This is a genomic window from Rhodococcus spongiicola, from assembly GCF_004011835.1.
Taxonomy (GTDB): Bacteria; Actinomycetota; Actinomycetes; order Mycobacteriales; family Mycobacteriaceae; genus Prescottella; species Prescottella spongiicola.
In genome coordinates this window covers 316,111-328,542 of the sequence record NZ_RKLN01000004.1, presented here as the reverse complement: position 1 = coordinate 328,542, position 12,432 = coordinate 316,111, and the positions used below count along the sequence as shown (strand labels likewise).

The window sequence follows — 12,432 nt, the reverse complement described above, 5'->3', positions numbered from 1 at the left end:
AGTCGAGGTCGCGGCGCCGGTCGGCGCTACACCATGCGGATATCAGCTGCCAGAGCTAGCCGCCGAACCAATGCCAGCCAACGAACCGGCGCCGATCAACGAACCGGCGCCACCGCTGCCTGTCGAACCACCACCCGTCAACGAGCCTGCGCCCGCAAACGAGCCGAAGCACAGTGACCCGGTGCACTGATCGATCGCGATCACCGACACCGTGTCGTCATCACGGTTGGTGACGTAGGCGCGGGTTCCGTCCGGGGTGATCGCCACCCCGAACGGCTCGTTCCCGACCGTGACGGTCTCGACCACCATGTTGGTGCCGGTGTCGATCACCGACACCGTCCCGCTCCCGATGTTGGTGACGTAGGTGCGTTTCCCCTCGAGGGTGATCGCCACCCCGTGCGGGTTGGTTCCGACCGGTATGGGAGCGCCGACGACCATGTCGGTGCCCGTGTCGATCACCGACACCGTGCTGTCGCCGAAGTTGGTGACGTAGGCGCGGGTTCCGTCGGGGGTGATCGCCACCCCGTTCGGGAAGGCTCCGACCGGGATGGGAGCGCCCACGACCGTGTCGGTGCCGGTGTCGATCACCGACACCGTGCCGCTGAAGTTGTTGGTGACGTAGGCGAAGGCCCCGTCCGGGCTTATCGTCACCCCGAACGGGCCGTTCCCAACGGGGATGGGAGCGCCCACGACCATGTTGGTACCGGTGTCGATCACCGACACCGTGTTGTCACCGAAGTTGGTGACGTAGGCGCGTGTTCCATCCGGGGTGATCGCCACCCCGGCCGGGGAGTTTCCGACCGTGACGGTCGTGATCGGGGTGTTGGTACCGGTGTCGATCACCGACACTGAGTTGCTGAAGTTATTGGTGACGTAGGCGCGGGTTCCGTTCGGGGTTATTGCCACCCCGAACGGGCTGGGCCCGACAGGGATGGGAGCGCCCACGACCATGTTGGTGCCGGTGTCGATCACCGATACGGAATCGGCTTGGGCGTTGGCGACGTAGGCGAAGGTTCCGTCCGGGGTGATTGCCACCCCCTGTGGGGCGTTACCGACAGGGATGGTGCCGATGACGGTGTCCGCGGTCGCGGTCGCCGCCCCCGCCCCGACCATGCCGAGAATCATTGCGAACGTGGCCAGTGCCCCGAGCAACAGGCGTTGGGCGCGGCCCCGGAACGCGGGATTGGTGCGGAAACTACTGTGTTGAATCACATTTTCTCCTGCCATGCGAGGAACAAAACGGATCAACCGTGCAGTGAGGAACCGGCGGTCGGATGCGGACACCGGCAGCCCACCGGAGGCTAGCCGTCGGACAGTCATCGCGATCCCCAACACGCCGAAAACTGAGAAACACCACCAGCTCTGAGTCGAGTCCGAGCTGAAGGTCCCGCACCCGCGGACCGCGTGACGGCACTTCCGGAGTGATCATCGCAGGTCCCGTTACCCCTCGATGATCCCGAACTGACCGGCACCGCCACCCTCACAGTCGAGGTTGCGGCGCCGGTCGGCGCTACATGGTGCGGACGTCAGCTGCCGGCACTACCCACCGAACCACCGCCGACCAACGAACCGGCGCCTCCACTGCCCGTCGAACCGCCGCCGACCAGCGAACCACCACCCGCCAGCGAGCCGAAACCGCTGCACAGCGACCCGTAACACTGGTCGATCGCGATCACCGACACCGTGCCGTCATCAAAATTGGTGACGTAGGCACGGGTCCCGTCCGGGGTGATCGCCACCTCGAACGGTTCGTTCCCGACCGCGACGGTCTCGACCACCGTCTTGGTGCCGGTATCAATCACCGACACCGTGTTGTCGCCAACGTTGGTGACGTAGACGCGGGCTCCGTCAGGAGTGATCGCCACCCCGCGCGGCTCGGTCCCGACGGGAATCGGTACGCCCACGACAGCATCGGCGCCGATATCGATCACCGACACCGTGTTGTCGCCAACGTTGGTGACGTAGGCGCGGGCTCCGTCCGGGGTGATCGCCACCCCGATCGGGTCGTTCCCGACCGTGATGGTGTCGACCACCTCGTCGGTGTCGGTGTCGATCACCGACACCGTGGTGCCGAAGGCGTTGGCGACGTAGGCGCGGGCTCCGTCAGGAGTGATCGCCACCCCGATCGGGTTGGTTCCGACCGGGATGGGTGTGCCGACAACCGTGTTCGTGCCGGTGTCGATCGCCGACACCGTGTTGGAACCAAAGTTGGTGACGTAGGCACGGGCTCCGTCCGGGGTGATCGCCACCCCGCTCGGGCTGCCGACCGGGATGGTCTTGACCAACCCGTCGGTGTCGGTGTCGATCACCGACACCGTGTTGCTGTAGTAGTTGGTAACGTAGGCGCGCGCTCCGTCCGGGGTGATCCCCACCCCGGACGCGCCGTCCCCAACCGGAATGGGTGTGCCCACGACCGTGTCGGTGCCGGTATCGATCACCGACATCGTGTAGCCGTCGGAATTGGTGACGTAGACGCGGGCTCCGTCCGGGGTGATCGCCACGCCGGCAGGGGCTTCCCCGACCGTGATGGTGCCGACAACGGTGTCCGCAGCCGCGGTCGGCACTCCGCCCCCGACCATGCCCAGCACCGTCAGGGTGGTGGCCGTCATCCCGAGTACCAAGCGCCGGGCGCGGCCTCGTCCCGCGCGACGATGCCGAAAACTGCTGAGGTGATTCACATTTTCTCCTACCGTACGAGGAACAAAAGGGATCAACCGTGCGTAACAGAACCGGCCATCGAAATGCGGACACCGGTAGCACACCGGAGGTTAACCGTGGGACAACCGTCTCGATCCCGAACACGCCGGAAACTATCGACATCAACTCCACCGCCACCGAAGCGAGTGGCCCGCAACCCTAGCGGTCTGTATGGCGGCGGTGCCGGTCGGCGCTACACGGTATGGACGTCAGCTGGCAGGGCTGCCAGTCGAACCACCGCCGGCCAACGAGCCACCACCGGCCAACGACCCGGTGCCTCCACTGCCCGTCGAGCCGGTGCCGGCCATCGAGCCACCGCCCGCCAATGATCCGGAGCCGGTGCACAGCGACCCGGTGCATTGGTCGATCGCGATCACCGACACCGTGCCGTCGCTTCGGTTGGCAACGTAGGCGAAGGCCCCGTTCGGTGTGATCGCCAACTTGTATGGGTCGTTCCCGACCGTGATGGTCTCGACCACCGTGCTGGTGTGGGTGTCGATCACCGACACCGTGCCGTCGTTTTGGTTGGTGACGTAGGCGAAGGCCCCGTTCGGTGTGATCTCCACCCCGAACGGTGCATTTCCAACGGTGGTGGTGATGATTTCGGTATTGGTGCCGGTGTCGATCACCGATACCTTGTCGTCCACGACACTGGTGACGTAGACGCGGGACCCATTCGGGGTGACCGCCACCCCGACCGGGACCTCCCCAACCGAGATGGGCGAGCCCACAACCATGTTGGTGTCGGTGTCGATCATCGACACCGTGTCGTCATCGGAGTTGCTGACGTAGACAAGGGACCCGTCGGGGGTGATCGCCAGCCCTTCCGGGTTGTTCCCGACCGTGACGGTCGTGATCTCGGTGTTGGTGCCGGTGTCGATCACCGACACCAAATCACTGAAGAGGTTGGCGACGTAGGCGCGGGTTCCGTCGGGGGTGATCTCCACCGCGATCGGGCCCGGCCCGACGGGGATGGGCACGCCCGAGACCATGTTGGTGCCGGTGTCTATCACCGACACCGTGCTGTCGCTGAAGTTGGTGACGTAGGCGCGGGTCCCGTCGGGGGTGATCGCCACCCCGATCGGGGCACTTCCGACGGTGACGGTAGTGGTTTCGGTGTTCGTGCCGGTGTCGATCACCGACACCGTGCCGTCTGACTGGTTGGGGACGTAGGCGCGGGTCCCGTCCGGGGTGATGGCCACCACGCGCGGGCTGTTCCCGACCGGGATGGTCTCGACGACGGTGTCCGCGGCCGCCGCCCCCGGTTCGGCAATGCCGAACACCATCGCGAACGTGGCCAGCACTCCCAGCACCAGACGTGGGGCACTCACCCGGATCGCGGAGTGGGTGTGAGAACTACCGTGGTGATTCACATCTTTCTCCTGCCGTACGAGGACCAAAACGGATCAACCATGCTGCGGGAGAACTGGCGGTCGGGTGCGCATGCCGACAGCCCCTCGGAGGCTAACCGTCAGATAGCGCTCGCGATCCCCAACACGCCGAGAAGCCAAGACCGCTGGATCTGGGTCGAATCCCGGGCCGAAAGTCTGTACTCGCGGCGGGCGCTACAGTCCGGTCGGGGCGGTCAGCGCAGTGCCCGGTAACCGGCGATGATCCGCTGGACCGAGCTCACCGCGACCACCGCAGCCCAGACCACCGCGATCTGCCAGGCGAACGCCGAGAACACTAACCACAATGCATGCACCACAACGGTTTCCGCACCCTCGGCCAGGCCACCGAGAAACGACAAGGACCGGCCATCGTCCAGGGTACGGCCGCTGCGTTCGGCAATCGAGGAGAAGGCGAGGAACGCGGTGCCGTTGATGTAGTAGGCGAGGAGGACGAGAAGGAACGGCCACCACGGCGCACCGTATGCGGAGGTGGCCCCGACAGCGACGCCGACCACTGTGCTCCCGTAGACGATGAAGTCCGCGGTGATGTCGAAGAATCCTCCGGCGCCGGCATCGCCGGCCGCGGGTGTGTGGGCGCGGCGGCGGCGCGCGAGGGGGCCGTCGAGTCCATCGGCGAGCCGGGAGAGCAGCCACAGGACCAGGGCTATCCACCACCATTGGAGGCCGGCGCTGACGGCGCTCCCGAGCCCGAGCACCAGACCCACCCCGGTGATCCGATCCGGGGTGATCGAAGGAATGTCGATCACCCCGGCGCAGCGGGCAAGCGGCGGGTCGAGTTTCCTACGTAGATACTGGTCGATCATTCTGGCCCCCCGCCCCCGTGCTCTCGACGCCCCCGTCGCTCGTGTTCTGGGCGGCCCGAAGGAATTTCATCCGTCGCGCGAGGTATCCGGTGCCGACGCTCAAGAGGATGATCGCGAGTACCGCGAGCGCGAAGGGCCACGACAGTGGCGACGTGCCGTAAGCGCCGAGCGCTGTGTAGCCGACGGTGGCCGGAACGATCCCTATCGCGGTGCCGATGACGTAGTCGCGTTGCCGCACTGCGCTCAGCCCTGCGGCATAGTTGACGAGGCCGAAGGGGAACAGAGGAACGAGTCGCACGATCAGCACCGAGGTCAGTCCGCGGCGCTCGAGCAGTGAGTCGATCGCGCGGACCTTGGACCACTCGATCCGCGCGACCCCGCCGCGGCCGAGCGAGCGGGACACCCAGTAGGCGATCCAAGCGCCGAGGGTCGCAGCGACCACCACGACGAGAACCCCTGCCACGAGTCCGAACAGCAGACCGCTGGCCACGGTCAGCGCGCTCGCCGGGAAGGGAGTGAGAGTCATGACGGCATAGAGGAGGACGAACAGAACCATCCCCCAGGCGCCGGCCGCGGCCACCTGGTCGCGCAGCGATTCCGGATGCGGCACGTCGATACTGAGGGCTACGAGGGCACCGCCGAGGATGATGACAGCGAGGATTCCCAGTTTGAGCCGGTAGTCCCAGCCCGCTCGTCCGCCCGCCGCCTTCTCTTCGATCTCCACCGCATACCCTCGTTCTTGTCTTCGACGCGAAGCACCCAACACCACGATGCCCTGGATCCATTTCTACGGGAAGGCATCGGCGGTGTTGCTGTGTTCCCGAACCGAAGAATTCGTCCGATCCATCCTGAGCCCTGGACCGCCCGGAGGGTGTCTGTGAAGCAGTTCGTTCGACCAAGAGGCCTGTCAATCCCTCGACGGATACCCGCAAGATCGCGTGTCGCGGCGCGCGCGTTGGTCGCATCAGGGCTCAGTGTCGGGGTGCTGCTCGCCGGGTGCGCCGCGCCTGGCCCCGAAGCCCCGGTCGCAGAGAACCTGCCGTGGAGTGAGATCGAGGAGCAGGCCCAGGGACAGACGGTCTCGCTGTGGATGTACGGCGGCGACGAACAGGGCAACAGCTACGTCGACGAGTACCTCATCCCGGCGGCGCGGGCTGCAGGGGTGACGCTACGTCGGGTGCCCGTCGCGTCCACGTCCGATGCTGTCAACCGGATCCTGTCGGAAAGGCAGGCCGGTCTCACGGACGGGGACGTGGATCTGGTCTGGGTCAACGGCGACAACTTCGGGACGGGCAAACAGGCCGGTGCTTGGCTGTGCGGGTGGACCGCGACACTTCCGAACATGCAATTCACGGACCCGGACGATCCCCTGCTCAACGATGATTTCGGTACCCCGGTCGAGGGCTGCGAGGCGCCGTGGCACAAGGCGCAGTTCACCCTCGTCTACAACGCCGCGGCGGTCCCCGACCCACCGACGACCCTCGCCGGCGTCCTCGACTGGACGCAGGCGAACCCGGGCAGATTCACCTATCCGGCGCCGCCGGACTTCACCGGATCGGTGTTCGTCCGTGAGGTGCTGGCTAGTGTGTCGGGCGGCGCGGAGAATGTGCCGTCCCAGTTCAGCGAGGCGGACTACGACCGTCTGACGCCGGCCCTGTTCGACCGGTTGCGCGAGATCGCCCCGTCCCTGTGGCGCGGGGGGACCACCTATCCGCAGACCTCCTCCGAGCTCGACGCCCTGTACGCCGGCGGTCAGGTGGACATGACGATGACCTACGGACCGGCAACATTGACTGAGCTGGTGGCCAAGGGAACGTATCCACCGCAGACCAAGGTGCTGCAGCTCGACGAGGGCACCGTGGGCAACGCCAGCTTCCTGGCCATCCCCTCGACCTCGGGGCAGTCGGCCGCCGCCCGCGTGGTGGCCAACCTCGCGCTCTCACCCGAACAGCAACTCGCGTCGGCCCGCCCCGATGTCTGGGGGCAGTTCACGGTTCTCGACATGGAGAGATTGTCACCGGCGGACCGTGAGGCGTTCGCTGCGCTACCGTCGTCGCCTGTGGTCCCGCCCTACGATGTTCTCTCCCGCAACGCACACCCCGAACTGTCGGCCCAATGGGTCGGCCCGCTCGACGACGGTTGGCGGCGCAACGTCCTCGCGGGTCGATGAAGGCCGGTCGATGAGGAACCCATACCGGTGAAAGCGGACGACGCCCAGGCTCGCGTGTCCCGTCGAAGCAGTTGGCGCTACACCGTGTGGGTGCTGCCCGCTGTGATTCCCGTGGTCGCGGTCGTCGGCGCGGGTCTGGGCACCGCACTGTTGCAAAGTCTCGGCCTGATGCCGCTGGTCGGCAATCCGGAGTTGACCCTCGAGGCGTACACCGCCAATTCCGAGGATCTGCTCACCTCTGCCCTGCTCACCCTCGCCATCGCGGTCATCTCGACCGCTCTCGCCGCCGCGATCGGATTGTGCGCGGCCTTGTCGGTGCTGTCCGGCCGGCGGACGGCGATGCTCGCCGCCAGCCTCACCATTCCGGTGCCGCACCTGATCGGTGCCGCCACCATGGGGCTGCTGCTGGCCGATTCCGGACTGCTCCCCCGGCTGCTGGGGCTCGACGAGAGCGGATGGCCGGCGCTCGTCGGAGGGCGATGGTGGGTTGCCGTGATCGCAGAGTACGCATGGAAGGAATCGGCGTTCATCGCGTTGGTGGTTGCCGGAACGCTCGCCACCCGGGTGGCCCGCTACGACGAGACTGCCGCGACGCTGGGGGCGGGACGGCGCGCACGGCTGCGGCTGGTCACCTTGCCGCTGATCCTGCCCGCCCTGATCGCGTCGGCGGCCATCGCGTTCGCCTACACGGTCGGCTCCTACGAGGTGGCGAAGATTCTCGGACGGGCGTATCCCGAACCGCTGCCGGTGATGGCCGTTCGCTTGTTCACCTCGATCGATCTCGCCGCGCGACCCGAGGCGGCCGCGGTCGCGGTCGTCACCACAGGTCTGGCGCTGGCAACCGCGGCGGTGGCCCTCAGTGCGTTGCGCCGTTCGGCGGTGTGGCAGTGATGCGCCTGGCCAGACGGGTGGGCGCGGCGTCGCTCCGCGCGCTCTTGGTGCTCTGGTTCGTGGTGCCGCTCGTCCCACTCGTGCTGTGGGTGTTCGCGAACCGGTGGTCCTTTCCCGACGTCCTCCCGCAGGAATGGGGATTGGACGGTATGCGCAGTGCCGCCGACGCGGGTGCGGCGCGCGCGTTTGCCACGTCGACAGCCCTGGCGCTGTCGGTGTCTGCCATTGCGACTCCCCTCGGCGCGCTCGCTGCGCGGGCGCTGGTCTCCGGTCGGGTGCACCTCCCCGGAGTCGTTGCCGCGATACTGTTCGCGCCGGTGTGCTTGCCGCCCTTTGCCGTCGCGCTCGGTTTGGATGTGTTGGTCCTTCGATCCGGTGTCGCCAGCAGTGTCGCGGTGGTCGCGATACTCACCGTCGCCGCCATGCCCTATACGACGTACGTGATGCGGGTGGCGTTCGGCGCCTACGACCGCGGGTACGAGGAGGAGGCGCGCACCCTCGGTGCGTCCCGAGCAACGGTGCTGCGGCGCGTCCAGATACCGCTGCTCGCGCCCGCGCTCTCGGGTGCGGCCTTCCTGGCGTTCCTGGTCGGATGGAGCGATTACATCGTGACGTTGCTGATCGGGGGCGGACGGTTGATCACGGTCCCGATCCTGGTGGCCTCGTTCGCTTCGGGAACCGGCAACGACTCCGTGGTGGCCGCACTGTCGATGCTTGCGCTGATCCCGCCTCTGGTTCTGCTGATCACCTTGTCCCGCACCGTAAGGGGGTCGCTCTCGTGAGCGCGACGCTGTCATTGACTCGCCTCGAGCGTCATCACCCAGGTGAGCAGCATCCCGCGCTCGCCGGAATCGACCTCGAGGTGCCGGCGGGTTCGTGCACCGCGATCCTCGGACCGTCGGGGTCGGGGAAGAGCACCGCGCTGCGGCTGATCGCCGGACTCGATGCCCCGACGGGCGGATCGGTGGCCCTCGATGGCGTCGACGTCACCGCACTGCCGCCGGAACGACGGGGCATCGGGATGGTGTTCCAGCGACCGCTGCTCTTCCCGCACCTGTCGGTCATCGACAACGTGGGGTTCTCGGCCCGCGCGTCCGGGCAGTCACGCTCGGCCTCGCGGTCGAGTGCTCGTCGATACCTCGAACTGGTACACCTGGCGGACTTGGCTGATCGCCCCGTCGGCGCGATCTCCGGCGGGCAGGCTCAACGTGTCGCGCTTGCACGCTCCCTGGCCAACGCCCCACGCGTGTTGTTGCTCGACGAGCCGTTCAGTGCACTCGATTCCGTCCTGCGCGAGGACATGTACGAACTGGTCCGGGAGATCCGGAAAGAGCTGTCGCCGACCATCGTTCTCGTCACCCACGATCGGCACGAGGCCGCCGTGTTGGCGGACTCCGTCGCAGTGTTGATCGACGGCGTTCTCGAACATCACTCGGAGGTGAGCTCCGCCTACACCCAACCGTCGACGTTGGCGGTCAACCGGTTGATGGGGGGAATCAACGAGATTCACGGGCACCTCGAGGGTGGTGTTCATCATTCCGACCTCGGGGCGCTGCACCTTCCGCCGGATGCTCCGGTGCCCGAGGACGGACCCGCGGTTCTGCTCATCCGGCACGAGATGATCCGCATCGCCGACGGCTCACCGGACCTTCCGCGCGGGGTGATCTGCGGTGCCCGTCCGGCGGGACTTCGCTCCATCGCCGACGTACGGATCGGTTCGGTGGTGGTGCACGTCGAACTACCCACCGGAACCACAGCCCCCACCGGCACCGAGGTCGGCCTCGAGATACCCCGCGCGGCGTGCACCGCCGTCACTCGCTGACGGCGGTGCACGCGGCGATACTCGCGCCGATTCGTGGGGCGTAGAGTGCGGGTCCTCAGCTTCCGAACGCTGCCGTGATCGCGGCCATGTCGAAGTAGTCGCGCCACGCCACGATCTTGCCGTCGACGACCTCGAACACGCCCATGACCGCCAGCGGGGTCTCCTTCCCGAGCCCGCGGAGCACGTCGGTGCGTTCGTTCATCACGATGCCGCCCTGCTCGACCTGCTTGTGGATCTGGAAGTCGATCCCGTCGAACGCGGCCAGGAAGCCCTCGAGGAACTCCCGAATCGCCTCGCGACCCTTCACCGGTTCCATCGGGATATTGTGGTACACAGCGTCTTCGGTGAAGTAACTCGCAATCAGCGCAGGATCCGGCTTGGCCCACAGCGCACAGAACTCCGTGACCAGGTCCGCGGCAGCACTCATGTGTTTGCTCCTTTTCTCGTCTCCAGTTCCCGAGCGGTTCGGGTGAGGTGTTTGATGTAGCGTCTCCGCTCCGTGCGCGTGACGGCGGACCTCAGGGGCCCGATCTGCAACTCCCAGACCGCCCGGCCGTCGGCGTCGAATACGGGTGCCACGAGATAGCTGATCGGAAGAGCGGCGTCCCTGTCCAGATCGGCGGCGGCGTACGGGCGACCACTGATACCGCCGAGCAATGCGAGTACCCGCGCACGCAGGTTGTGCCGGGTGGGATCCTCCGCGAGGTGTTCGACCACCTCCGCCAGGACGTCGAGCATGCCGGGATCGGCCGCTCCGATGCCCCACACGCCGACACCCTTGGATTTGATACACGCGAGCGCTGCATCCAACGCGGCACGCTCTTCGGGTGGAACAGTCTCGAGCCACGCCCGCTGCCGCGATTGGTCGGCGAACGCGATCACCGCGGCACCTGCGGGCGCGCGCAGCGGCAGCACCGTGCCGGCCGTGATGCCCGCGGGCAGTCGGCCCCGGCCGGCGTCCACGGCGAGGAACGTGAGGTCGGCGGCGCCGACGGTCCCCAATGCCGCACCACAGTCGACCTCCTCGGCCAGGCCGGCGAGCGCCTCGTCGAGGCCCGGCGGGATACCTAGTGCTCCGCGGGCGGCATCCCCCACGCCGACGAGGGCAGGACCGAGACGGTACGTCAGATCGGACTCACGGCGCACCCACCGTCGGGCATCGAGTGCAGCGAGGATGGACGCGACGGTCGATCGGCTCAGACCCAGGGAGTCGGCAACTTGCGCGATGCTGCACGACGCCTCACTCCCCGCCAGCATCTCGATCACCGACACCACGCGATCGGTCGGCGGCGACGCCGCAGCGCCCTTGTCACGGTTCACGTCTCCTCCTACACTCGCCACAGTAACCGATATTCGACTCATGTGACACGAATATTCGTATCACAGATTGAGAGGCTCCACCCTGATGACCGCACCGACACTCGACGACGTCGACATCGAGGGCGTCGACTTTGCGTTCCAGGACGCTCCCGAGATCCACGCCATCCTCGAGCGACTCCGCACCGAGAAGCCTTACGCAATAGTTCCGTTCGCCGGGGTGAAGGCCGTCCTCCTACTCACGAACGACCTGGTGTCCGCAGCGTTCAAGGACGAGGACACCTTCCCCGCATCCGCGATCTACTCGATGACAACCCAGCCTGTGCTGGGAAAGACGTTGCAGTGCATGGCCGGTCGCGAACATCGGATCAACCGCGCGATCGTCTCGCCGCCGTTCCGACGCAGCCGGATCGCGGCGTACATCGAGCCGATCCTCAAGCCCCTCGCTCACGAACTGATCGACCGGTTCGTCGATCGCGGCAGCGCCGACCTCGTCGCCGAGTTCACCACCCGCTACCCAGTCCTGATCATCAGTCGACTTCTCGGTCTGCCGGTCGAGGACGAGGCCACCGTGCATCGGTGGGCACACGACCTGTTCTACTTCCCGCTCGATCCCGAGGCCGCGCAGCGCGCCTCCCAGGAGTTCACCGATTTCGTCACCCCCATTCTCGCGGAGCGGCGGGCGAACCCGGGCGACGACCTCATCTCCATGCTCGTCACCGAGTCGTCCGAGGGCGAGACCCTCGACGACGAGCAGATCCTGTCCTTCCTGCGTCTGCTGTTCCCGGCGGGCGCCGACACGACGATGCTCGCGCTCGGAAACACCCTGTCCGCGTTGCTGACCCACCCCGATCAGATGGAGCTGCTGCGCTCGGATCCGGCCGAGCACGTGCAGTGGGCCATCTGGGAGGGCCTGCGCTGGGAGCCGCCGGTCGGTCTGCTGCCGCGTGCCTGCCCGGAGGCCACCACCTGGAACGGGATCGAGATCCCCGCATTGACCCCGATGATCTTCTCGATCAACGCGGCCCTACGTGACCCCGCCGTCCACGAGGACCCCCACCGCTTCGACATCACCCGCCGCGCGACCTCGATGCTCGCATTCGGGCAGGGCCCTCACAGCTGCGCCGGCAGCTGGCTCGCGCTGGCCGAGCTGAACACGGCCCTCACGATTCTGCTCGACCGGTTGCCCGGTCTACGCCTGCAGGAGGGTGCCGCTGAGCAGGCGCGCGTCACCAGCCAGGTGGGTGTCGCCCTGCGCGGCCCCAATTCACTTCTCGTGGAGTGGGATCGCGACTAGATCACCCAACGACATTTCAGGGA

General features: G+C 66.9%; 12 protein-coding genes. 5 read left to right on the top strand and 7 right to left on the bottom strand.

Features of this window, described 5'->3' with window-relative positions:
* Nucleotides 1-42: 42 nt before the first annotated feature.
* From EF834_RS12920 to EF834_RS12900, 5 genes are all read right to left on the bottom strand, one after another.
* The gene (locus EF834_RS12920) at nt 43-1,212 is read right to left on the bottom strand and encodes a beta-propeller fold lactonase family protein (protein WP_235871163.1); all 1,170 of its coding nucleotides are present in this window, start codon (nt 1,210-1,212) and stop codon (nt 43-45) included.
* A 314-nt stretch (nt 1,213-1,526) separates the two neighbouring features.
* The gene (locus tag EF834_RS12915; protein WP_235871162.1) at nt 1,527-2,678 is read right to left on the bottom strand and encodes a beta-propeller fold lactonase family protein; all 1,152 of its coding nucleotides are present in this window, start codon (nt 2,676-2,678) and stop codon (nt 1,527-1,529) included.
* A gap of 228 nt (nt 2,679-2,906) precedes the next feature.
* Nucleotides 2,907-4,070, bottom strand: coding sequence for a beta-propeller fold lactonase family protein (locus EF834_RS12910; protein WP_235871161.1), 1,164 nt, complete (start codon nt 4,068-4,070; stop codon nt 2,907-2,909).
* Between the two features lie 212 nt (nt 4,071-4,282).
* Nucleotides 4,283-4,912, bottom strand: coding sequence for a CDP-alcohol phosphatidyltransferase family protein (locus tag EF834_RS12905; protein ID WP_127947614.1), 630 nt, complete (start codon nt 4,910-4,912; stop codon nt 4,283-4,285).
* Nucleotides 4,890-5,636 (bottom strand): TVP38/TMEM64 family protein, encoded by a 747-nt coding sequence (locus tag EF834_RS12900; RefSeq protein WP_235871160.1) that lies wholly within the window; start codon nt 5,634-5,636, stop codon nt 4,890-4,892. The genes EF834_RS12905 and EF834_RS12900 overlap by 23 nt, the downstream gene beginning before the upstream one ends.
* Nucleotides 5,637-5,867: 231 nt before the next feature.
* On the opposite strand from EF834_RS12900, the gene EF834_RS12895 reads away from it, so the two are divergent.
* From EF834_RS12895 to EF834_RS12880, 4 genes are read left to right on the top strand one after another with little or no spacing between them, the layout of a single operon-like run.
* Nucleotides 5,868-7,082 (top strand): ABC transporter substrate-binding protein, encoded by a 1,215-nt coding sequence (locus EF834_RS12895; RefSeq protein WP_235871159.1) that lies wholly within the window; start codon nt 5,868-5,870, stop codon nt 7,080-7,082.
* A gap of 27 nt (nt 7,083-7,109) precedes the next feature.
* Nucleotides 7,110-7,973 carry an ABC transporter permease gene (locus EF834_RS12890; RefSeq protein ID WP_235871158.1) on the top strand — a complete coding sequence of 288 codons (864 nt, stop codon included), beginning with the start codon at nt 7,110-7,112 and terminating at the stop codon, nt 7,971-7,973.
* Nucleotides 7,973-8,755 (top strand): ABC transporter permease, encoded by a 783-nt coding sequence (locus EF834_RS12885; protein WP_127947612.1) that lies wholly within the window; start codon nt 7,973-7,975, stop codon nt 8,753-8,755. The genes EF834_RS12890 and EF834_RS12885 overlap by 1 nt, the downstream gene beginning before the upstream one ends.
* On the top strand, nt 8,752-9,795 hold the full coding sequence (locus tag EF834_RS12880) for an ABC transporter ATP-binding protein (RefSeq protein WP_127947611.1): 1,044 nt from the start codon (nt 8,752-8,754) through the stop codon (nt 9,793-9,795). Before EF834_RS12885 ends, EF834_RS12880 begins: the two co-directional genes overlap by 4 nt.
* A 55-nt stretch (nt 9,796-9,850) precedes the next feature.
* On the opposite strand, the gene EF834_RS12875 is transcribed toward EF834_RS12880, so the two are convergent.
* Entirely contained in the window at nt 9,851-10,222 is a 372-nt protein-coding gene (locus tag EF834_RS12875; RefSeq protein WP_127947610.1) for an SgcJ/EcaC family oxidoreductase, read from the bottom strand.
* Nucleotides 10,219-11,115, bottom strand: coding sequence for a helix-turn-helix domain-containing protein (locus EF834_RS12870; RefSeq protein ID WP_127947609.1), 897 nt, complete (start codon nt 11,113-11,115; stop codon nt 10,219-10,221). Before EF834_RS12870 ends, EF834_RS12875 begins: the two co-directional genes overlap by 4 nt.
* A gap of 85 nt (nt 11,116-11,200) precedes the next feature.
* Between EF834_RS12870 and EF834_RS12865 the strand changes: the two genes are divergently transcribed.
* Nucleotides 11,201-12,409 carry a cytochrome P450 gene (locus EF834_RS12865; protein ID WP_127947608.1) on the top strand — a complete coding sequence of 403 codons (1,209 nt, stop codon included), beginning with the start codon at nt 11,201-11,203 and terminating at the stop codon, nt 12,407-12,409.
* Nucleotides 12,410-12,432 lie beyond the last annotated feature (23 nt).

Bases quoted from the DNA above. Each gene is read 5' to 3' on its own strand.
- EF834_RS12905 (WP_127947614.1), bottom strand. From the start codon at position 4,912: ATGATCGACCAGTATCTACGTAGGAAACTCGACCCGCCGCTTGCCCGC.
- EF834_RS12885 (WP_127947612.1), top strand. From the start codon at position 7,973: ATGCGCCTGGCCAGACGGGTGGGCGCGGCGTCGCTCCGCGCGCTCTTG.
- EF834_RS12875 (WP_127947610.1), bottom strand. From the start codon at position 10,222: ATGAGTGCTGCCGCGGACCTGGTCACGGAGTTCTGTGCGCTGTGGGCC.
- EF834_RS12865 (WP_127947608.1), top strand. From the start codon at position 11,201: ATGACCGCACCGACACTCGACGACGTCGACATCGAGGGCGTCGACTTT.